The sequence below is a fragment of the Rhodococcus koreensis genome (assembly GCF_900105905.1).
GTDB lineage: Bacteria > Actinomycetota > Actinomycetes > Mycobacteriales > Mycobacteriaceae > Rhodococcus_F > Rhodococcus_F koreensis.
Map to the genome: position 1 here is coordinate 1,482,932 of NZ_FNSV01000005.1, position 20,713 is coordinate 1,503,644.

A 20,713-nucleotide genomic window follows, 5' to 3' on the forward strand; every position below is an offset into this window, starting at 1 on the left:
GTTCCATCCTTGCGTTTTCGCAGGAGCAGAGGAACCGAGCGGCACCCGGACGTTCGGAGAACACCGGTGCTCGTCTGGTTCGTGCCCAGATCAAGTACTGCTGCCTGGTCCAGGCAACCCGTCCATTGTGCCAGACGCCACGGGGTGAAGCGAAATCGGCGGTGGCGCCGCATGCACCACGTGGTCGAGTTCCACCTCGGCCGCCACCTTGGCATGCTCCGCGGCTTCCTTCACGTGCACCGCGCTGGGAGTGCCGGCGATGAAGTCCTGCACGAAGATCTTGGCCCTGATGACCGGACGCCGCCACTTGCGCTCCCGTTCGAGCGCCCGCAGCATCCGCTTCGGCTTGGACGTGTAGCGCCACCGTGCCCACGGCGCGCTCGGCCTGCTCAGCCGGAGCGCCCCGATCAGCAGGATCGGGAAGACGAACAATCCGAGCAGTCCGGTCCAGATCTTCCCCTTCAGCAGCACCACCGCCGCGATGAGCAGGTTGATCACCGAAGACAGCGCGATCGCTACCCGTACCCAGGGATCCGGGGAGTCCCGGAAGTCGGTGACGTTGATCAGTTCGAGCGGACGGAGCCCGAGGAGCAGCAGACCGGTGACGGCGATCGCGACGAACACGGCATCGACGGACGTCCGGCCCTCGTCCGCCCAGTACACGTCCTGCAGGTAGAAGATCAGCGCGAACTCGTCCAGCACCAGCGCGGCGCCGATCCCGAAGAACGTGGCGAGGACGGCGCCGGTGGTCTGGGTGCCGTCCTCGTACACGGCGATGAGGGCGACACCGGACATGAGCATCGTCACGACGCCGAACACCACGTGGTGGACGTGGTGCCCGCCGGGTTTCACGTTGCCCGGCCACCACGAGACCTCGGCGCGGATCATCCGCACGCTCAGCCGGATGAACAGGAATGCCGCGAGAAACCCGAGCAGGAAAAAGAGCAGAGGCAGGCGCCCGTGCCCGACGATTTCCCTATCCAGCCATTCGTACATCGGCATCCACTATCCCAGTAAAGAACTGGTCACTCCACGGGAAAGTGGTCGCTCGTGTCGGGATGGTGACCTCCTACTTGCCGAACCCCGCCTTTCGCAGCGCGTCGGCCATCGACCCGCCGGGCGCCGGGCGATTGTCCCGCCCGCGGTCGCGTCCACCCTGCTGCTGCGGCTTGCCTCCGCCGCGCCGGTCCTGCGGCTGCCCGCCTCCCCGCCGGTCCTGCCGCTGCCCGCCACCGCGGGGCCCGTCGTTCTTGCGGCCGCCCGCCCCGACCTCGTCGTCGAGTCGCAGCGTCAACCCGATGCGCTGACGCGCCTCGTCGACCTCGAGGACCTTCACCGTCACCACGTCACCGGACTTCACGACGTCCCGCGGGTCTTTGACGAAGTTGTGGGACATCGCCGACACGTGGACGAGGCCGTCCTGGTGGACACCGATGTCGACGAACGCGCCGAACGCCGCCACGTTGGTGACGACGCCCTCGAGGGTCATTCCGGGCTTCAGGTGCGACACCTTCTCGATGCCTGCCGCGAATGTGGCCGTCTTGAATTCCGGGCGGGGGTCACGGCCGGGCTTCTCGAGTTCACCGATGATGTCGGTGACGGTCGGGAGTCCGAACCGGTCGTCGACGTAGTCGGCAGGGTTCAGACTGCGCAGCGCGGACGTGTTGCCGATGATCTCGCGCACGCCGGTGCCGCTGGATTCGACGATCTTGCGCACCACCGGGTAGGCCTCGGGGTGGACGCTGGACGCGTCGAGTGGGTCGTCGCCGTTGGGGATGCGCAGGAAGCCGGCGCACTGCTCGAACGCCTTCGGCCCGAGTCGCGCGACGTCCTTGAGACCCTTGCGGCTGCGGAACGGGCCGTTCTGGTCGCGGTGCGCGACGATGCTCTCGGCCAGGGACCCGGCGATGCCGGACACGCGGGACAGCAGCGGCACGGACGCGGTGTTGACGTCGACGCCGACCGCATTCACCGCGTCCTCGACGACGGCGCCGAGCGAACGTGCGAGCAGTGTCTCCGACACGTCGTGCTGGTACTGGCCGACGCCGATCGACTTCGGGTCGATCTTCACGAGTTCGGCGAGGGGATCCTGCAGACGCCGGGCGATGGAGACGGCGCCGCGGATCGACACGTCGAGGTTCGGCAGTTCCGCCGAGGCGTACGCGGACGCCGAATACACGGATGCGCCGGCCTCGGACACGACGATCTTCGTCAGGTTGGTGGCGCCGGACTTGGCGATCAGCTCGCTCGCGAGCGCGTCCGTCTCCCGGGAGGCGGTGCCGTTCCCGATGGCGATCAGCTCCACGCCGTGCTTGGCGACGAGGCCGGCGAGTGTGGCCAGGGAGGCGTCCCACTTGTTCTGCGGCTGATGCGGGTAGATCGTCTCGTGGGCCACCACCTTGCCGGTGGCGTCCACGACCGCGACCTTGGTGCCGGTCCGGAAACCGGGGTCCAGGCCCATCGTGGCGCGGGTGCCTGCCGGCGCCGCCAGAAGCAGGTCGCGCAGGTTGGTGGCGAACACGTCGACGGCGTCCTTCTCCGCCGACTGCCGCAGCCGCATCCGGGTGTCGATGCCCAGGGTGACGATCATCTTGGTGCGCCACGCCCACCGCACGGTGTCGAGGAGCCACCGGTCGGCCGGTCGGCCGCGGTCGGCGATGCCGAACCGTCCGGCGATCCGGCCCTCGTAGACGGTGGGCTCGCCCGGGACGGCTTCTTCCGTGTCGGGTGCCAGGGTGAGCGAGAGCACCTCTTCCTTCTCGCCGCGCAGAACCGCGAGGATCCGGTGTGAGGGGAGCTTGCCGAACGGTTCGGAGAACTCGAAGTAGTCGGCGAACTTCGCGCCCTCGGTTTCCTTGCCCTTACGGACTGCGGACACCAGTTGCCCGCGGGTCCACATCAGCTCACGGAGCTCGCCCACCAGGTCGGCGTCCTCGGCGAAGCGTTCGACGAGGATCGCGCGCGCACCCTCGAGCTGTTCCGCCGTGTAGGACGCCGGATCGGCCCTGGGATCGGTGATCAGCGCGTCGGCGACGGGCTCGTGACCGGCTTCGCGTGCGATCTGCGCCTTGGTGCGCCGCTTCGGCTTGAACGGCAGGTAGATGTCCTCGAGGCGCGCCTTCGTGTCGGCGGTCATGATCTGCCCGCGGAGCTGATCGTCGAGCTTGCCCTGCGAGTCGATCGACTCGAGCACGGCGTCCCGGCGCTCGTCCAGTTCCCGCAGGTACCGCAGTCGTTCCTCGAGCTGGCGGAGCTGAGCGTCGTCGAGCGTTCCGGTGACTTCCTTGCGGTACCGGGCGATGAAGGGCACGGTCGCTCCGCCGTCGAGGAGGTCCACGGCGGCCGCGACCTGTCCCTCCCGGACGTCGAGCTCCTCGGCAATGCGCTGGTTCACGGTCTTGAGAGTCACGGAAATGGACCCTACCGCTACTCTGGGACAATATCGTCGGCGGTGAGGCCGTCACGGAAATCTCGGGAGAATTTCATGTCCAGGCTGATCCGCTGCCTGACGGTCATGGTCCTCCTGCTGGGTGCGACGCAGGCCTGCACCATCCCGACCGAGACGAACTCCGTGGTCGACATCCCGGTGACCTCACCGGCGGTCGCCACCCCCGACGTTCTCCCCGCCGAGGAACCCGCCGGTGACGGCGTGACCGTGAGCCCCGAGCCGTTCCCCTCCGCGCGGGTTCCCGTCTCCGCACCCCTCGCCGAACGCATCTCGGCGGCAGTCGCGACGGCGGCCGCCGAGCGCGGCGCCGACGTGTCGATTGCCGTCCTGGACCGTGCCACCGGCAGCTATCTGGAGGACGCCGCCACCGAACCGGTCGAAACGGCGTCGCTGGCCAAGCTCTTCGTCGCCGCCCAGATGTATCACCTCGACGCGCTCGGTGAGCGGCCGTTGTCCGACTTCGACCGTCTCCTCCTGAAGCGGATGCTCGAATCCTCCGACGACGACGCTGCCAACACCCTCTGGGACGATCTCGGCGGCTCGGACCTGGTCGTCGACATCGCGCGGCGATACGGACTCGCCGCCACCGCACCGCCCGGGGACGGGTTGTGGTGGAACACCGAGACGACGGCCGCTGACCTCGTTACGTTCTACACCGGGCTCCTCGACGACCGTGACGGCCTCGGCCCCGGGCGCATCGCCGAGTTCGTGGGCTACCTGCGCGCGTCGACACCCGAGGGCATCGACGGCTACGACCAGCGGTTCGGCATCCCCGACGGGTTGCCGGGCGAGAACGTCGTCGGGGTGAAGCAGGGCTGGATGTGCTGTGTGGGTGACCGGTGGATCCACGCGTCGACCGGGGTGATCGGGGAGGACAACCGCTACATCGTGACGGTCGCGTCGCGGGAGGACATCCGGTACGAGGACGACGAGGAGTCGTATCCGGACACCGCGATCACCGATGTCACCGAGGATTCGAGTGCGCAGCACGCACGGGACACGATGACCGGGATCGTGAAGTCCCTGTTCCCCACCGGAGTCGTCGACGACTGGACGCAGCCCCAGGGTTAGCCCCCGGGCCCGGAAAACGTTTCAGGGCAACAGGTCCGGACGACGCTCGGCGGTGCGGTGCAGCGACTGCTCGCGTCGCCACGCCGCCACCTTCGCATGATCGCCCGACAGGAGGACGGGCGGGACGTCGAGTCCGCGCCACGTGGCGGGCCGGGTGTAGCTGGGACCTTCGAGGAGGCCGTCGGAAAACGAATCCTCTTGGTGCGATTGCTGATTGCCGAGGACTCCGGGAATCAGGCGCACGAACGCCTCCGTCATCACCAGCACGGCCGCCTCCCCGCCGATGAGGACGTAGTCGCCGATGCTCACTTCTTCGACGCGCACCCGGCGGGCGGCGTCGTCGAACACCCGCTGATCGATGCCTTCGTAACGCCCGCAGGCGAAGACGATGTGCTTCTCCCCCGCCCAGCGCTCGGCGGTGGCCTGCGTGAAGGGGACACCGGCGGGTGTGGGGACGACGAGCAGCGTGTCGGTGTTCTCGCCGCCGGCGGTGAGGACATCGTCCAGCGCGGGCCCCCACACGGTGGGTTTCATGACCATCCCCGGCCCGCCGCCGTACGGCGAATCGTCGACCGCCTTGTGGACGTCGTGCGTCCAATCCCGCAGATCGTGCACCTCGACCGAGATGAGGCCCTTGTCGATGGCCTTGCCGAGCAACGCCGCGCGAAGCGGTTCGAGGTATTCGGGAAAGATGGTGACCACGTCGAGGCGCATGCCTACCGACTCACTTCCCGTCGGCGGATTCACCGAAGTCGGGATCGAGCAGCCCTTCCGGCGGATCGATCAGGACGACGCCGTCGGCCACGGACACCGACGTGACGATCGCGGCCACGAACGGGACCAGAAGTTCGCCGGACTGTTCACCGGATCGACGGATCGAGAGCAATTCGCCTGCTGCGGAATGCAATACCTCGATGACGGTACCCACCTCGGTGCCGTCCGCGAGGCGCACCGACAGTCCCTCGAGTTCGTGATCGTAGAACTCGTCGGGGTCGTCGGAGGGCACGAGTTCGGCGCTGTCGATGACGAACAACGTGCCCCGCAGGGCATCCGCGGCGGTGCGATCCGGGACGCCCTCGAGGCGCAGCAGAAGCCGCCCGGAATGCTCCCGGGCGGCTTCCACCGTGTACGTGTTCACAGTCTGCTCGCGCGGCTTGTGTCCCCGCAGCACGGCACCCACGGCGAATCGATCCTCGGGTTCGTCGGTGCGAACCTCGACCACGATCTCACCCTTGATGCCGTGCGACTTGGCGACACGGCCGATCACGAGCTCCACTGTTGTAAGGCCTCTACTGGTCGGTGTCGACGACGTCGACACGGATCCCGCGGCCACCGATACCGGAGACCAGCGTGCGCAGAGCGGTCGCGGTGCGACCACCGCGGCCGATGACCTTGCCGAGATCGTCAGGGTTGACGTGCACCTCGACAGTGCGCCCCCGACGCCCGGTGATCAGCTCGACACGAACGTCGTCGGGGTTGGCGACGATGCCACGAACGAGGTGCTCCACGGCATCGGCGACGACGGCACTCACTTGTCAGCAGCCTCGGACTCTGCAGCTGCCTCGGCGGGAGCGTCGGCGTCCTCGGCCTTCGCCTTCTTCTTCTTGGGCGTGATGGCCTCGCCGACGGGCTCGTTCTCGGCCTGCGCGAGCGCAGCCTGGAACAGCTCCAGCTTGGACGGCTTGGCTTCCTTGACGCGGAGGGTGCCCTCGGCGCCCGGCAGGCCCTTGAACTTCTGCCAGTCACCGGTGATCTTGAGGATGGCCTCGACGGGCTCGGTGGGCTGGGCGCCGACGCCGAGCCAGTACTGCGCGCGCTCGGAATCGACCTCGATCAGCGAGGGCTCTTCCTTGGGGTGGTACTTGCCGATGGTCTCGATTGCACGGCCGTTGCGGCGGGTGCGGGAGTCGGCGACGACGATGCGGTACTGCGGGTTCCGGATCTTGCCGAGCCGGGTGAGCTTGATCTTGACAGCCACTGCTGTACTTCTCCTTCAGTGCGCACACGAATGTGCCCACGTGTCACGTGCAATTCGGCGACGCGCAGGAATAGCGCGCCCGGTTTTGCCTCTAATCTGTGACCGCCGCGCGGTGCGTAACCGGATGCGACGAACAGCGGTTCATTCTGCCAGACGAACCCCGTCCGGGGGAAACCAGGTCACCGGGTCTTGACGACGACGCCCCGCAACACCACGACGTCGGGCGCGGCGAGGGTGTCGCTGCTCGCGCGCGGGTCGTTCCGGAAGACCAGCAGATCCGCGGGCGCACCCGCTTCGACACCCGGATGCCCCAACCACGCGCGCGCATCCCAGCACGCGGCGCCGAGTGCTTCGGACGGGGTCAGCCCGACCGCCTTCAGTTCCTCGACTTCGTCGGCGATGCGTCCGTGGACGATGGATCCGCCCGCGTCGGTGCCTGCGTAGATCGGGATCCCCGCATCGTGCGCGGCGCCGATCGTGTCCTTCACCCGTGAGTGCAGGTCGCGCATGTGCGCGGCGTAGACCGGGAACCGCGAGGCGGACTCGGCGATATCCGGGAACGTCGCGATGTTGATCAGCGTCGGGACGAGCGCGGTCCCGTGCGAGACCATCAGCTCGATCGTCTCGTCGGTCAGCCCGGTGCCGTGCTCGATGCAGTCGATCCCGGCGTTGATCAGGCCCGGGAGCGCATCCTCCGCGAAGACGTGCGCGGTGACGCGAGCCCCTTCGCGGTGCGCCGCCGCAATCGCCTCGACCAGGATGTCGTCGCTCCACAACGGCGCCAGGTCGCCCGCGGAGCGGTCGATCCAGTCGCCGACGAGCTTGACCCACCCGTCGCCGGCCCGGGCCTGGCGCACCACCTCGTCCGGCAGCTGCGACTCGTCCTCGAGATCGACCGGCAGTCCGCGGATGTATCGCTTGGGGGCGGCGATGTGCTGCCCGGCGCGGACGATCCTCGGCAGGTCGGGGCGGTCGTCGACGAAGCGGGTGTCGACCGGCGAACCGGCGTCGCGAATCAGCAGGACACCGCAGTCGCGCTCGGTCTCCGCCTGCGTGATCAACCCCTCGACGCTCTCACCACCACCGCCGCCGAACCGGATGCCGACGTGGCAGTGGGCGTCGACGAGACCGGGAACGATCCACCCAGACTCGCAGACAGTATCGGCGCCGGGAATCGGCTCCGTCGAGATCACACCGCTGTCGACCCAGAACTCGACCGGCTGTTCGTCGGGCAGACCGGTGCCCCGGAAATGCAGTGCAGCCATCGGCTACTTCTTCGGCAGCTTCAGCTGGGACAGGTCGATGCCCTCCAGTCCGGGCGGCAACTCGTCGAGGCCCTTAGGCATGTTCGACAGGTCGGGCATCCCCGCGGGGAGACCTCCGGGCGGCATACCCGGGAACCCGCCGGGCAGGCCACCGGGGAATCCTCCGCGCACCTTCGGCGGCGTCGGCCCCTTGCCGCCCTTCTTGCCCTTCTTGCCCTTCTTGCTGCGCTGCGGCTTGCGGGCACCCGGCATGCCCATGCGCCCGGCCATCGCGGCCATCATCTTGCGGGCCTCGAAGAAGCGGTCCACGAGCTGATTGACGTCGGAGACCTTCACGCCGGAACCGTTGGCGATCCGCAGGCGGCGGGACGCGTTGATGATCTTCGGGTCGTCGCGCTCGGCGGGAGTCATACCGCGGATGATCGCCTGCACCCGGTCGAGCTGCTTCTCGTCGACGTTTGCCAGAGCGTCCTTCATCTGCCCCGCACCCGGGAGCATGCCCAGGAGGTTGCCGATGGGACCCATCTTGCGGACGGCCATCATCTGCTCGAGGAAGTCTTCGAGGGTCAGCTGGCCGGAGCCGATCTTCTGCGCGGTGGCCTCGGCCTGCTTCTGGTCGAAGACCTGCTCCGCCTGCTCGATGAGGCTGAGCACGTCACCCATGCCGAGGATGCGGCTGGCCATGCGGTCGGGGTGGAAGACGTCGAAGTCTTCGAGCTTCTCACCCGTGGACGCGAACAGGATGGGCTGCCCGGTGACCTCGCGGACGCTGAGCGCGGCGCCACCGCGGGCGTCGCCGTCGAGCTTCGTGAGCACGACACCGGTGAATCCGACACCTTCGCGGAACGCCTCGGCGGTGCTGACCGCGTCCTGACCGATCATTGCGTCGAGAACGAAGATCGTCTCGTCGGGGTTCACGGCGTCGCGGATCCCCGCGGCCTGCGCCATCAGGTCGGCGTCGATACCCAGGCGACCCGCGGTGTCGACGATGACCACGTCGAACTGCTTGGTGCGGGCTTCCTCGACACCGGCCCGGGCCACCTCGACCGGGTCGGCCGCAGTGATGCCCAGCTCGTTGTCGCCGCCGCCGATGGACGTGCCGGGGTGCGGCGCGAACACCGTGGCGCCCGCGCGCTCACCGACGATCTGGAGCTGGGTGACGGCGCCGGGACGCTGCAGGTCGCAGGCGACGAGCAGCGGGGTGTGCCCCTGGTCGCGCAGCCACTTCGCGAGCTTGCCCGCGAGGGTGGTCTTACCGGAACCCTGCAGACCGGCGAGCATGATGACCGTCGGCGGTGTCTTGGCGAACACCAGCCGGCGGGTCTCGCCACCGAGGATCCCGACGAGTTCCTCGTTGACGATCTTGACGACCTGCTGCGCCGGGTTCAGCGCCGCCGAGACCTCGACGCCCTTGGCGCGTTCCTTGATCTTGGCGATGAACGAGCGGACGACGGGCAGCGCGACGTCTGCCTCGAGCAGGGCCAACCGGATCTCACGGCAGGTGGCATCGATGTCGGCTCCGGAAAGGCGACCCTTGCCACGCAGATCCTTGAGGGCTCCGGTCAACCTGTCGGAAAGGGATTCGAACACCGAGTGCGCTCCTGAAGTCATACGAGTGTGCGGTGGATATTCTCGGGCACCAGCCTAGCCGCTCACGTCCGGTCGTTCATTCTCCCCCGCTGCCCTCCTGTTTCTTCGGCTTGGTGAGCGGGACGACGCCGAGGATCGCGCTCTCGACCTGTTCCCGGCTCGCCCGGGTGTCCCCGCCGCCGACATCGAGGCAGAACGAGTCGATCACCGACGAACCCAGAGTGGTCACCCGCGCCCACCGGACGTCCGCGCCGCACGTGTCGAACGCGTCGGCCAGCCTGCACAGCAGCCCCAGCCGGTCCTCGGCCCTGAGCTCGAGGATCACCTCGCCGGGCGACGCCGTGTCGAACCAGATGACCCGCGGCGGCGCCTGCGCGTACTGAACCGGAACTGCGGCCTCGCCCCGTTCCTCGACGGCGGCCACGCGCTGGCTCTCGCGGGCCTCCTCCTCCTTGGCGGTCAGCATCTCCAAGAGGTTCAGCTCCCCCGCCAGTGCGCGGATCAGCTCCTGCCGCAGCAGTCCCGCCTGCGGCGGCGCCCCGAACCGCGGAGACACGACGAACGAGTTGACCGCCGAACCCTCGGCACCGCCCAGCGAGGCGGAATAGACCCGCAGGGAATGCAGCGCGAGCACGCCCGCCGCCTTCGACAGCAGACCGCGCTGGTCGGGCGCGATGACCGTGACCACAAACGTGTGCGGACTGTCGGCGGGGACCAGTGCGACGTGCACGCCCCCCGTCGCCGCCAGAGCGACGTGCTCCGGATCGAGCGGATCGGGTGCGGGAAGCACCTCCCCCGCCATGACCAGACGGCAGCGGCGCACGAGTTCCCCGATGAGCGAGGACTTCCAGTCGCCCCACACCCCGGGACCGGTCGCCAGCGAATCCGCCTCCGCCAGCGCGTGCAGCAGTTCCAGCAGAACGCCGTCACCGCCGAGCGCCTCCACCACCCTCTCGACAGTCTCGGGATCGTCGAGGTCCCGCCGCGTCGCGGTGTGCGGCAGCAGAAGATGGTGGCGCACGATCGCCGTCAGCAGCGCGACGTCGGACGGCCACAAACCGAGCCGCTTGCCGATCTGGGTGGCCAGTTCCGCGCCGACCACACTGTGGTCGCCGCCGCGGCCCTTGCCGATGTCGTGCAGCAGCGCGCCGAGCATCAGCAGATCCGGGCGGGCGACGCGGGTGGTGAACCCACTGGCGTAGGCCGCGGTCTCGACGAGGTGTCGATCCACCGTCCACGTGTGCACCGCGTCCCGCGGCGGCAGGTCCCGGACGGCACCCCACTCGGGAAGCAGCCTGCCCCACAGTCCGGTGCGATCGAGGGCCTCGATCGCGGCGACGGCACGGCTACCGGAACCGAGCATCACCAGCAGGTCGTTCAGGGCCTCCTTCGGCCACGGCTCACGCAGCTCGGGGGCGTTGTCGGCCAGGCGATTCAGAGTGGACGCCGACATCGGCATCCCCGTCGTCGCCGACGCGGACGCGACCCGCAGCACGAGGCCGGGGTCCTTCGCGGGCCGGGCGTCGCGGGCCAGCACCACTTCACCGGCGTGCTCGACGACTCCCTCGTCGAGGGGCCGCCGCACCGGTGGTCGGCGCAACCGCGCCAGTCCGCGCCGCGGCAGTGCATGGCCTGCCGTCCGCACCCCGACGTCGACGGAGTAGCTGATGGTGCGCGCGGCGTCGCTGAGCATGCGCGCGAGGTCGAACCGATCGCCGATCCGGAGTGCGGCGCCGATCTCGTCGGCGTCCTGCGCCCGCAACTGATCGCGCGAGCGTCCCGCCACCCGGTGCAGTTCGGTGCGGACGTCGAGGAGCCGCCGATGCGCGAGCGCCAGTCCCCCGCCGGGCGACTCCGGACCGAGTCCGGGCATGCCGTCGGTGAGCTGCGCGATGGACAGCGCGTTGAGCAACTGCACGTCCCGCAGTCCACCGCGACCGCTCTTGAGGTCGGGCTCGGCGCGGTGGGCGATCTGGCCGCTGCGTTCCCAGCGGGCCTGCGTCTGTTCGATGAGGCCGTCGAAGCGGTTGCGGATGTCGGTGCGCCACTGCCTGCGCACGCCGCTGATGAGCAGATTGGTCAGCTCGACGTCGCCGACGATGTGGCGCGCCTCGAGCATTCCCAGGGCCGCGGTGATGTCCGTGTCCGCCACCTGCAGTGCCTGAGGGATGGTGCGGACGCTGTGGTCGAGCTTGATGTGCGCGTCCCACAACGGATACCAGAGCTGGTCGGCCACCTGCGAGACCACCGCCGGATCCATGTCGTCGTGGAGCAGGAGGAGGTCGAGGTCCGAGTACGGCAGCATCTCCCGCCTGCCGAGCCCTCCGACCGCGACGAGCGCGAACCCGCTGTCCGGTTTGATGCCGAGTTCGGCACCCTTTGTGGTCAACCAGAACTCGTGCAGGTCGACGAGCGCATGACGCAGCGCAGCCGCGTCGAGCCGACGTCCGTGACCTGCCGGATTCCTTGTGCCGGGGCCGGTCTCGGGGCCGCCGGTGAGCAGTTGCCTGCGTGCGCGGGCCAGGTCCGCCGCTTCGTCCGATCCGCCTGACGCAACCGGCCCTGGTTCCGTCGCCTTGGCGACGGGACCAGGGCCGGTCTTACCGGACCCGTTGGGGTCAGAGCGCATCCGCGCCGCGTTCCCCGGTGCGTACCCGGATGACCGACTCGACCGGTGAGACCCACACCTTGCCGTCACCGATCTTGCCGGTGCGTGCCGCCTCGACGATCACCTCGACGACCTTGTCCACAGCAGCGTCGTCCACGACGACCTCGACCCGGACCTTCGGTACGAAATCGACCGAGTACTCGGCGCCTCGGTAGACCTCGGTGTGGCCCTTCTGCCGGCCGTACCCCTGAACCTCACTGACAGTCATGCCGAGGACGCCCGCCTGCTCGAGTCCCGTCTTGACGTCCTCCAGAGTGAACGGCTTGACAATTGCTGTGATCAGCTTCATTTCCTCATCCCTCCTTGCCGGATACACGAGCGGCTGCCGAGTTTCCGCCGAGAGCGGCGAAATCGTAGGCGGTTTCTGCGTGTTCCGACTCGTCCACTCCAAGTGATTCACCCTCGTCGCTGAGCCGCAGCCCGATCGTGAACTTCACGATCAATGCGACGACGGCCGTACCGACGAGCGAGTAAAGCAGTACTGCTCCGGCGCCCACTGCCTGACGCCAGAGTTGGTCGAGGCCTCCACCATAGAACAGTCCGACAACACCCGCGGGCGCCTCGGCCGTCGCGACCAGGCCGACCATCAGCGTTCCGACGATGCCACCGACCAGGTGAACACCGACGACATCGAGCGAGTCGTCGAACCCGAAGCGGAACTTGAGTCCGACGGCGAGAGCGCAGAGTGCGCCGGCCACGACGCCGATCGCGAGTGCACCGAGGACGTTCACCGAGGAGCAGGAAGGCGTGATGGCAACCAGGCCGGCCACGATTCCGGAAGCCGCGCCGAGCGTGGTGGCGTGGCCGTCGCGAATCCGCTCGACCAGGAGCCAGGCGAGCATCGCCGCGCACGTTGCGATCACCGTCGTGATGAAGGTTGCGCCCGCGATTCCGTTGGAACCGACGGCTGAACCGGCGTTGAAGCCGAACCAGCCGAACCACAGCAGGCCTGCGCCGAGCATCACGAAGGGCAGGTTGTGCGGACGGAACGGGGTTCCCGGCCATCCCTTGCGCTTGCCGAGGATGATCGCGAGAACGAGGCCTGCGGCGCCGGCGTTGATGTGGACAGCGGTACCACCCGCGAAGTCGACCGCGGCGAGTTTGTTGGCGATCCACCCGCCGTTCTCGGCGGTGACGCCGTCGAAGGCGAAGACCCAGTGCGCCACGGGGAAGTACACGACCGTCGCCCAGAGCCCTGCGAACAGCAGCCAGGAACCGAACCGCAGGCGATCTGCGACGGCACCCGAGATGAGGGCGACTGTGATGATCGCGAACATGGCCTGGAACGCGACGAACACCGTCGCGGGGATGGTGCCGACGAGCGGGATCGCGGAATCGGCGATGACCGAACCGGCGTCGTCGGTCTCGGCGAGGTAGGACCCGCCGATCAATCCTTTGAGGCCGAAGTACTGGAACGGATCACCGACAAGGTTCCCCTTGTCCTCTCCGAACGCCATGGAGTAGCCGTAGAGAACCCACAGGATGCCGACGACACCCATCGCGCTGATGCTCATCATGAGCATGTTCAGCACGCTCTTGGCCCGCACCATGCCGCCGTAGAAGAACGCAAGACCCGGAGTCATGAGCAACACGAGCGCGGCGCTGGTCAGCATCCACGCTGTGTCCCCGGTGTCCGGTGCACCGATAGTGGGGAAATCCACCTTGAGCCTCCTCCTTCTCTGCCCAGCCGGTTGCGGCTGACGACCTGAGAAGAAGGGTGCTCAGTTGGTGTTTCGGCTGTGCCACTGCACTGTTTCGCGCGCGTGAACGCATTGGCCTATTTTGTTGCGTACACGTTTCGCCAGGCGATTTGCAGTCGGTTTCAGGTCCCCGGAGCCGTCCGGGACCCCGAGAAGACCGCGGGATCCCCGCTAACCGAGCAACGCGTCGACGAAGGCTCCCGGCTCGAACGGCGCCAGATCGTCGGCACCCTCACCGAGTCCGACGAGCTTCACCGGGACCCCGAGTTCGTGCTGAACCTGGAACACGATGCCGCCCTTGGCGGTGCCGTCGAGCTTGGTGAGCACGACACCGGTGATGTCGACGACCTCGGCGAACACCCGCGCCTGCGCCAGGCCGTTCTGGCCGATGGTCGCGTCGAGGACCAGGAGGACGTCGTCGACCGACGCCTTCTTCTCGATGACCCGCTTGACCTTGCCGAGCTCGTCCATCAGGCCCGTCTTGGTGTGCAGCCTGCCCGCGGTGTCGATCAACACGACATCGACGCCGTTGTCGATCCCCTTGGCCACCGCGTCGAACGCGACGGCCGCCGGATCCGCGGCTTCCTTCCCGCGCACCACTTCGGCGCCGACCCGTTCGGCCCACGTCTGCAACTGGTCCGCGGCGGCCGCACGGAACGTGTCGGCGGCGCCCAGCAGGACGCGCCTGCCGTCGGCCACGAGAACACGTGCGAGCTTGCCCGTGGTGGTGGTCTTGCCGGTGCCGTTCACGCCGACGACGAGCAGGACCGCCGGGTGGTCGTCGTGTGGAAGGGCGCGGATGGAGCGGTCGAGTTCCGGACGGAGTTCGGAGACCAGGACCTCGCGAAGCAGTGCGCGAGCGTCGGCCTCGGTGCGAACGCTGCGCGACGCCATCTGCTCACGCAGCGAAGTGACGATCTTCGTGGTGGTCGCCGAGCCGAGGTCGGCGATGAGGAGCGTGTCCTCCACCTCTTCCCAGGAGTCCTCGTCGAGGTCACCGCCGCCGAGCAGTCCCAGGAGGCTCTTGCCCACCGCGGACTGCGAACGGGACAGACGCCCACGCAGACGGTCGAGGCGGCCTTCGGTGGGAGCGATGACGTCGAGCGCGGGTGCCGCGGGAGCCGGTTCGGGCTCGGGCGTGGGCGCGACCTCGGGTTCCGGTTCGACCTCCGGGGAGACCACCGGTTCGTACGTGACCGGCTCCGGCGGGGCAGTCGGCTTCTGGGGTTCCTTTTCGGGTGCCTTCTCCGGTGCGGGGGCCTTCTCCGGCTCCGGAGGCGCCACGACCTCCGGTTCGGGGGTGATCGTGGGTTCCGGCACCGGTTCGGGCAGCACCGGCTCCGGCACCACCTCGCGGGGCGGCGCCGTCGCCGTCGACCCTTGGCTGAAGTTGAAGCCGCCGTCGGCGCGGTAACTGCCCGAACGGTCCTTCTCCGCCGTGGTGACCTGCGGGGTGTCCGGCGCCTTGAGGGAGATCCGGCGACGCCGATACAGCAGGGACCCGACGACGAGAACGACGAGAAGTACGGCCAGTGCGGCCGCGATGGCAATCCAAGCTCCGGTAGTCACGCCGCCCATTGTTTCAGGCTCCGGATTCCGTCGCGCACTGCCTCGCCGGGCGCAGGGTCCCCGTCGGTGCCGGAATCAGGCGTCTGCGGCCACCATGTCCTGGCCACGGAGCCGCTGGGAGATGACGGTGGTGATGCCGTCGCCGCGCATACTGACGCCGTACAGCGCGTCGGCCACCTCCATCGTCGGCTTCTGGTGGGTGATGACGATCAGCTGGGACTTCTCCCGCAGCTGCTCGAACAATCCGATGAGGCGACGCAGGTTGGTGTCGTCCAGCGCGGCTTCCACCTCGTCCATCACATAGAAGGGAGACGGCCTGGCGCGGAAGATCGCCACGAGCATCGCCACGGCCGTGAGCGATTTCTCACCGCCGGAGAGCAACGACAGCCGCTTGACCTTCTTGCCGGGCGGCCGGGCCTCCACCTCGATGCCGGTCGTCAGCATGTCGGACGGGTCGGTGAGCACCAGCCTGCCCTCGCCGCCGGGGAACAGTTTCGCGAAGACCTGGACGAATTCGCGTTCGACGTCCGCATAGGCCTCGGTGAACACCTGCAGAATGCGGGCATCGACGTCGGCGACGACACCGAGGAGGTCCTTGCGGGCGGTCTTCACGTCCTCGAGCTGTGTCGAGAGGAAGTTGTAGCGCTCCTCGAGCGCGGCGAACTCCTCGAGCGCCAGCGGGTTGACCTTCCCGAGCGTCGCCAGGTCCTTCTCGGCACGTTTGGCGCGACGTTCCTGCGTGGTTCGGTCGTACGGAACCGGTGCGGGCATCGTGACCTGTTCGCCGCGCTCCTTCGCCTGCTCGTACTCCTCCATCTCGAGTGCGGACGGCGGCAGCGCGACATCGGGACCGTATTCGGCGATCAGATCGTCCAGGCCGATCCCGTGCTGGTCGAGGATCGCCTCCTCGAGTTGTTCGATGCGCAGTGCGGCCTGGGCGCGGGCCACCTCGTCGCGGTGCACGGCGTCGGTGAGCGACGCCAGCTGTCCGGCCAGCTGACGCACCCTCTCCTTCACCTGTTCGAGTTGGGTCGTCCGCTCGGTGCGGGCCCGGGCGAGTTCGTCCCGGTGTGCCATCGCCGAGTCGACGACCTCTCCGAGGTGCTCGGCGACCCGCTGTCCGGACTCGGCGACCGCCGCTGCGACGGCGGCGGCGTTCTGCCGGGCCTTCATCGCGCGTTCCGCGCGGGCACGCGCGTCGCGTTCCACCTGGGCGGCGCGGCGCAGCGAATCGGCCTTGCCGCGCACGGACTCGGCCCGTTCCTCGGCCGTGCGCACGGACAGCCGCGCCTCGACCTCCACGGCCCGCACTTCCGCCAGGGCCGCGGCCGCCATCTCGCGATCGATGCTCGTCGAATCGGAACCACCCGTGTCGGCGCCGGCGGGCGAGGCGTCCTGTTCCGCCATCCGCAACCGTTCCTCGAGTTCGGCCAGCGCGGTGAGCGTGTCCTCGCGACCGCTCTCGGCCTTGTCCCGCTGCGCCATGAGTCGATCGGATTCGGCGTGCGCGGCGCGGGCGGCCTGGCCGAGGCGGCCGAGGCGTTCGTAGATGGCCGACATCGCGGCGTCGGACTCGTTCAGCGCGGCCAGTGCCTGCTCGGCGTTCTCCTGGCGGTCGGCCTGTTCCGCGACGGCACCGGACAGTGCCGCGGACAATTCCTCGGCGCGACGTTCGGCGCGGGCGAGGTCCTGCACCGAGTTGTCGATGGCGGCCTGGACCTCGAGGGTGCTCGGCTGGCGGTCCGAGCCGCCGCTCATCCAGCCCGCCCCGAGGAGATCACCGTCGCGGGTGACGGCACGCACGTCGGGTCTGCGCCGGACGTGTGCGACGGCGTCGTCGAGGGAGTCGACCACGACCACTCCGCCCAGAAGAGCCGCGAGCCCGGTCCGCAGTTCGGCGGGGCAGTCGATGACGTCGACGGCCCACCGGGCACCGGAATCCAGGTGCCCGCCGTCCGACACGGCCTGATCGGTGCCGATGACCAGGGACGCCCGACCGCTGTCCGTCTCCTTCAGCGCACCGACCGCGCCGCGGGCGGCATCGAGGGATTCGGCGACGACGGCGTCCGCGGCGGGGCCCATCGCTGCCGCGACGGCACCCTCGTACCCCTTCTCGACGGTGATGAGGCCACCGATCGGTCCCCGGATGCCGTGCGCGCCCCGGTTCTCGACGAGCCAGCCGGCGCCGTCCTTGCGTTCGAGGCCCATCGACAGCGCGTCGATCCGGGCGCGCAGCGACGCCACTTCCTGCCCGGCGGCGCGTTCTTCGGCCTGGAGTTCGGTGACGCGTTCGGTGATCAGACGCAGCGCCTCGACGGCACGCTCGTGGTGGGAGTCGAGCCCGAGTTCACCGGCGTCGAGGTCGCCGATCTCGTCCTGGACGACCTCGAACTCGGACTGCGCGGCGTCGCCGCGCTGCCGGGCCTCGTCGATCGCGACGGTCAGCCGGGACACTTCGGCGTCGACGGAGTCGGCGCGGGTGCGCAGCGTGTCGACCTGCCCGGACAGCCGGGCCAGGCCTTCCCGGCGGTCGGCGATCGCCCGCACCGCCGCCATGTGGGCCCGTTCCGCGTCGGCAGCGGTCTCCTCCCCCAGCGCCAGTTGCTCCTTGGCCGCGTCCAGCGCCGCGCGGGCCATTTCGACGGCTTCGACGAGTTCCATTTCCTCCGCGGCGATCCGGTCGGCGCGGGTCTCCATCTCGTCCGGATCCTGACCGCGGTTCGCGGACGGCTCGGAGTCGAGGTGGCGCGCCCGCTCGCGGGCGATGCGGATGGTCGCGTTGACGCGCTCCGCGAGCGCCGACAGCTGGAACCACGTCTGCGCGGCCGCTTCGGCACCCGGTGTGAGCCTCGACAGTTCCTGCTCGTGCCGTCCCAACTCGAGATTGGCCTCGTCGAGCGCCTCGGTGACCTGGTCGTGCTGTTCGCGGGCGACCTTCTCGTCCTGCGCCTGGTCGGCCAGCTCCTCACGCCGCGTCACCAGGTCGTCGGCCGCGAGCCGCAGCTTCGCATCGCGCAGGTCGGCCTGCACGGTCTGCGCGCGGCGCGCCACCTCGGCCTGCCGCCCGAGTGGTTTGAGCTGGCGCCGCAGTTCCGCCGTGAGGTCGTTCAGGCGCGCCAGGTTGGCCTGCATCGCGTCGAGTTTGCGGACCGCTTTTTCCTTGCGTTTGCGGTGCTTGAGCACCCCGGCGGCCTCCTCGATGAACGCGCGCCGGTCTTCCGGGCGCGATTCGAGGATGGCGGCGAGGCGCCCCTGCCCGACGATCACGTGCATCTCCCGGCCGATACCGGAGTCGCTGAGCAGTTCCTGCACGTCCATCAGCCGGCACGAGCTGCCGTTGATCTCGTATTCGCCGGCGCCGTCACGGAACATGCGCCGGGTGATCGATACCTCGGAGTAGTCGATCGGCAGGGCGCCATCGGAGTTGTCGATGGTCAGCGTCACCTCGGCGCGCCCGAGGGGCGCCCGCCCGGCGGTGCCGGCGAAGATGACGTCTTCCATCTTGCCACCGCGCAGCGCCTTCGCCCCCTGCTCACCCATGACCCAGGTGAGGGCGTCGACGACGTTGGACTTACCCGACCCGTTCGGCCCTACGACACAGGTGATTCCCGGCTCGAATCGCAGAGTCGTTGCGGACGCAAAGGATTTGAATCCCTTCAGCGTCAGACTCTTCAGATGCATGACGGAGAACTTTACCTTCGGTTCACCGTTCGACGAACCCGGTGAGGTCGCCGCGGGGGGAATCCCATTGCTCCACGACGAGATCCACCGCGCCCGGCGTGTCTCCCGACCGCAACAGCGTCAGCAGGGTGTCCAGCTTGTCCCGGGGTCCCTCGGCGATGACGAGTACCCGGCCGTCCTTCTGGTTGGCCGCGTATCCGACGAGGCCGAGCTCGAGTGCGCGGGCGCGGGTCCACCACCGGAATCCGACGCCCTGCACGTACCCGTGCACCCATGCGGTCATTCTCTCCATGTCCGTCACGACCGTTCGAGCTTGTAGATCTTCCCCGTGAAGCTGGTGGCGTAGAGCGCGTCCGGGTCCCAGCCCGGTCCGGCGCCGAAGCGCACCGAGGACACGAGGGGCAGTCCGGACGCCAGCGCGCAGCTCTCCCCCGTCGCCGGATCGACGCGGACCACCTTGCCGCCGCCGTTGTACGCGACGTACACGATCCCGTCCGGTCCGACGGTGAGGTCGTCGGCCGCGTTGAGTGGCCCGGAGCCGGGCAACTCGACGGACACGACGGGACCGCGCAGGTCGTCCTCGCGGAGGATGCGCAGCGTGGTCGTGGTGTCGAACGTCGTGACCGTGTACACGTTGCCGTCGTGCACGGCGAGTCCGTCGACCGTTCCCAGATCGGTGCGCACGACCTCCGGTGTGTGGGGATCCTCGGCCGGGACGCGGGTCAGTCCGGCGCCGGAGCCGAGATTCCGCGCGGTGAGGATGTCGCCGTTGCTCAGCCGGACGAGCCCGTTCGGCATGACGAGCCCCTCGGCCACGGTGCTGGTGTCACCGGTGTCGATGTTCACGACGTCGACGGTGCCGGTCGTCGAACCCGTGACCCCGGAGGCGAAGGAATTCCCCGTGGCGAAGTACGCGTCGGCGCCGTCCACGGCGATCCCGCCCGGCGACTCGACCTCGGGCACGATCGGGGTGACGGTGCCGTCGGGGCTGACGCCGTCCAGGGCTCCGCCGCCCACCAGGCCCGTCCGCGACACCAGCATGGTGCCCGCGCCGTCGAAGGCCAGGTTCTCGAGCACGCCCGCGCCGGACGTCACCTCCGACACCGACCACGGGGTGCAGGCGCCGCCGGGGGGCGAGAACGCGGGCCCGGCCGCAGCAGGCGCGACCACGAGCAGACCGGCGCAGAGGGCAGACCCGCCCGCGAGTGCGGCGAGCTCACGCCGCATCATTGTTCCTTCTCGACGGTCAACGTCACTTTCGTCCCGGCCTTCAGTGTCCGCCCGACCGTGCACACCTTGTCGACCGACCGTTCCACGAGCGTGACCAGACGCTCCTGCGCGTCGGCGTCGAGTTCGCTGAGATCGAGCTCGAGCACCTCGTCGAGCTGCGGGTACACCTCGTTCTCCCGGTCGGCGGCGCCGGACACCCGGATGGTGGCCTCGTAGTTGTCGCCCAGGCGCCGCGACAGCGGGAAGTCCGAGCTCATTCCGCTGCACGCGGCGAGCGCGATCTTCAGGAGTTCCCCGGGAGTGAACACGCCCTCCACGCCCTCGGAGCCGATCAGGACCTCGGCGCCGCGGGAGCTGCGGCCGGTGTACAGCCGGGTGCCCGTTCGCTCGACCCACAGTGAGGTGGGCGCCGTCGTGTCGGAAGTCTGTTCTGCCATGCGCTCAATCCTGCCACCGACGGGCACAACGCCAGGTAGGCGGGTGGGCGGCAGCGGTTTCCACTGATTTGTGAAC

Annotated in this window: 17 protein-coding genes; 1 reads left to right on the forward strand and 16 read right to left on the reverse strand. The window is 68.9% G+C overall.

All coding sequences use genetic code 11. From position 1 onward, the window contains the following. Positions 1 to 90 precede the first annotated feature (90 nt). Together BLV94_RS11650 and BLV94_RS11655 are read right to left on the reverse strand one after the other, a co-directional pair. Positions 91 to 996 (reverse strand): hypothetical protein, encoded by a 906-nt coding sequence (locus tag BLV94_RS11650; RefSeq protein ID WP_072937973.1) that lies wholly within the window; start codon positions 994 to 996, stop codon positions 91 to 93. Positions 997 to 1,069: 73 nt separating this feature from the next. After that, positions 1,070 to 3,409 carry a Tex family protein gene (locus tag BLV94_RS11655; RefSeq protein ID WP_174705455.1) on the reverse strand — a complete coding sequence of 780 codons (2,340 nt, stop codon included), beginning with the start codon at positions 3,407 to 3,409 and terminating at the stop codon, positions 1,070 to 1,072. 75 nt (positions 3,410 to 3,484) lie between these two features. Here BLV94_RS11655 and BLV94_RS11660 point away from each other — a divergent pair, with 75 nt between their 5' ends. Next, positions 3,485 to 4,519 (forward strand): serine hydrolase, encoded by a 1,035-nt coding sequence (locus BLV94_RS11660; RefSeq protein ID WP_244163583.1) that lies wholly within the window; start codon positions 3,485 to 3,487, stop codon positions 4,517 to 4,519. A 21-nt stretch (positions 4,520 to 4,540) separates the two neighbouring features. On the opposite strand, the gene trmD is transcribed toward BLV94_RS11660, so the two are convergent. From trmD to BLV94_RS11730, 14 genes are all read right to left on the reverse strand, one after another. Beyond that, the gene (gene trmD, locus BLV94_RS11665) at positions 4,541 to 5,233 is read right to left on the reverse strand and encodes a tRNA (guanosine(37)-N1)-methyltransferase TrmD (protein ID WP_072937808.1); all 693 of its coding nucleotides are present in this window, start codon (positions 5,231 to 5,233) and stop codon (positions 4,541 to 4,543) included. Positions 5,234 to 5,243: 10 nt separating this feature from the next. Then, the gene (rimM, locus tag BLV94_RS11670; RefSeq protein ID WP_072937807.1) at positions 5,244 to 5,795 is read right to left on the reverse strand and encodes a ribosome maturation factor RimM; all 552 of its coding nucleotides are present in this window, start codon (positions 5,793 to 5,795) and stop codon (positions 5,244 to 5,246) included. Between the two features lie 13 nt (positions 5,796 to 5,808). Next, positions 5,809 to 6,051, reverse strand: coding sequence for an RNA-binding protein (locus BLV94_RS11675; RefSeq protein ID WP_005240479.1), 243 nt, complete (start codon positions 6,049 to 6,051; stop codon positions 5,809 to 5,811). Beyond that, positions 6,048 to 6,497: a 30S ribosomal protein S16 gene (gene rpsP / locus BLV94_RS11680; protein WP_072937806.1), complete on the reverse strand. Its 450-nt coding sequence runs from the start codon at positions 6,495 to 6,497 to the stop codon at positions 6,048 to 6,050. Before rpsP ends, BLV94_RS11675 begins: the two co-directional genes overlap by 4 nt. A gap of 179 nt (positions 6,498 to 6,676) precedes the next feature. Then, positions 6,677 to 7,762, reverse strand: coding sequence for an amidohydrolase family protein (locus tag BLV94_RS11685; RefSeq protein ID WP_072937805.1), 1,086 nt, complete (start codon positions 7,760 to 7,762; stop codon positions 6,677 to 6,679). Positions 7,763 to 7,765: 3 nt separating this feature from the next. Then, positions 7,766 to 9,352 (reverse strand): signal recognition particle protein, encoded by a 1,587-nt coding sequence (ffh, locus tag BLV94_RS11690; protein ID WP_072937804.1) that lies wholly within the window; start codon positions 9,350 to 9,352, stop codon positions 7,766 to 7,768. A 76-nt stretch (positions 9,353 to 9,428) separates the two neighbouring features. Then, the gene (locus BLV94_RS11695) at positions 9,429 to 11,981 is read right to left on the reverse strand and encodes a [protein-PII] uridylyltransferase (protein WP_074933730.1); all 2,553 of its coding nucleotides are present in this window, start codon (positions 11,979 to 11,981) and stop codon (positions 9,429 to 9,431) included. Then, positions 11,971 to 12,309 (reverse strand): P-II family nitrogen regulator, encoded by a 339-nt coding sequence (locus tag BLV94_RS11700; RefSeq protein ID WP_005240467.1) that lies wholly within the window; start codon positions 12,307 to 12,309, stop codon positions 11,971 to 11,973. Before BLV94_RS11700 ends, BLV94_RS11695 begins: the two co-directional genes overlap by 11 nt. A 4-nt stretch (positions 12,310 to 12,313) precedes the next feature. Then, complete coding sequence (locus tag BLV94_RS11705) at positions 12,314 to 13,633, reverse strand: ammonium transporter (protein WP_371851535.1); 1,320 nt, start codon at positions 13,631 to 13,633, stop codon at positions 12,314 to 12,316. Positions 13,634 to 13,891: 258 nt separating this feature from the next. Continuing rightward, on the reverse strand, positions 13,892 to 15,298 hold the full coding sequence (gene ftsY / locus BLV94_RS11710; protein ID WP_174705453.1) for a signal recognition particle-docking protein FtsY: 1,407 nt from the start codon (positions 15,296 to 15,298) through the stop codon (positions 13,892 to 13,894). Positions 15,299 to 15,364: 66 nt separating this feature from the next. After that, positions 15,365 to 18,970 carry a chromosome segregation protein SMC gene (smc, locus tag BLV94_RS11715; RefSeq protein WP_072937784.1) on the reverse strand — a complete coding sequence of 1,202 codons (3,606 nt, stop codon included), beginning with the start codon at positions 18,968 to 18,970 and terminating at the stop codon, positions 15,365 to 15,367. Between the two features lie 22 nt (positions 18,971 to 18,992). Beyond that, on the reverse strand, positions 18,993 to 19,262 hold the full coding sequence (locus BLV94_RS11720) for an acylphosphatase (RefSeq protein ID WP_255314957.1): 270 nt from the start codon (positions 19,260 to 19,262) through the stop codon (positions 18,993 to 18,995). Positions 19,263 to 19,267: 5 nt separating this feature from the next. Next, complete coding sequence (locus BLV94_RS11725; RefSeq protein ID WP_083395557.1) at positions 19,268 to 20,197, reverse strand: NHL repeat-containing protein; 930 nt, start codon at positions 20,195 to 20,197, stop codon at positions 19,268 to 19,270. Then, complete coding sequence (locus BLV94_RS11730) at positions 20,197 to 20,637, reverse strand: OsmC family protein (protein WP_072937781.1); 441 nt, start codon at positions 20,635 to 20,637, stop codon at positions 20,197 to 20,199. Before BLV94_RS11730 ends, BLV94_RS11725 begins: the two co-directional genes overlap by 1 nt. Positions 20,638 to 20,713 lie beyond the last annotated feature (76 nt).

Excerpts from the sequence above, each read along its gene's own strand:
- BLV94_RS11650 (WP_072937973.1), bottom strand. The coding sequence starts at position 996 with ATGTACGAATGGCTGGATAGGGAAATCGTCGGGCACGGGCGCCTGCCT.
- BLV94_RS11660 (WP_244163583.1), top strand. The coding sequence starts at position 3,485 with ATGTCCAGGCTGATCCGCTGCCTGACGGTCATGGTCCTCCTGCTGGGT.
- trmD (WP_072937808.1), bottom strand. The coding sequence starts at position 5,233 with ATGCGCCTCGACGTGGTCACCATCTTTCCCGAATACCTCGAACCGCTT.
- BLV94_RS11685 (WP_072937805.1), bottom strand. The coding sequence starts at position 7,762 with ATGGCTGCACTGCATTTCCGGGGCACCGGTCTGCCCGACGAACAGCCG.
- BLV94_RS11695 (WP_074933730.1), bottom strand. The coding sequence starts at position 11,981 with ATGCGCTCTGACCCCAACGGGTCCGGTAAGACCGGCCCTGGTCCCGTC.
- BLV94_RS11700 (WP_005240467.1), bottom strand. The coding sequence starts at position 12,309 with ATGAAGCTGATCACAGCAATTGTCAAGCCGTTCACTCTGGAGGACGTC.
- BLV94_RS11705 (WP_371851535.1), bottom strand. The coding sequence starts at position 13,633 with ATGCTGACCAGCGCCGCGCTCGTGTTGCTCATGACTCCGGGTCTTGCG.
- ftsY (WP_174705453.1), bottom strand. The coding sequence starts at position 15,298 with ATGGGCGGCGTGACTACCGGAGCTTGGATTGCCATCGCGGCCGCACTG.
- smc (WP_072937784.1), bottom strand. The coding sequence starts at position 18,970 with ATGCATCTGAAGAGTCTGACGCTGAAGGGATTCAAATCCTTTGCGTCC.
- BLV94_RS11720 (WP_255314957.1), bottom strand. The coding sequence starts at position 19,262 with ATGGAGAGAATGACCGCATGGGTGCACGGGTACGTGCAGGGCGTCGGA.
- BLV94_RS11725 (WP_083395557.1), bottom strand. The coding sequence starts at position 20,197 with ATGCGGCGTGAGCTCGCCGCACTCGCGGGCGGGTCTGCCCTCTGCGCC.
- BLV94_RS11730 (WP_072937781.1), bottom strand. The coding sequence starts at position 20,637 with ATGGCAGAACAGACTTCCGACACGACGGCGCCCACCTCACTGTGGGTC.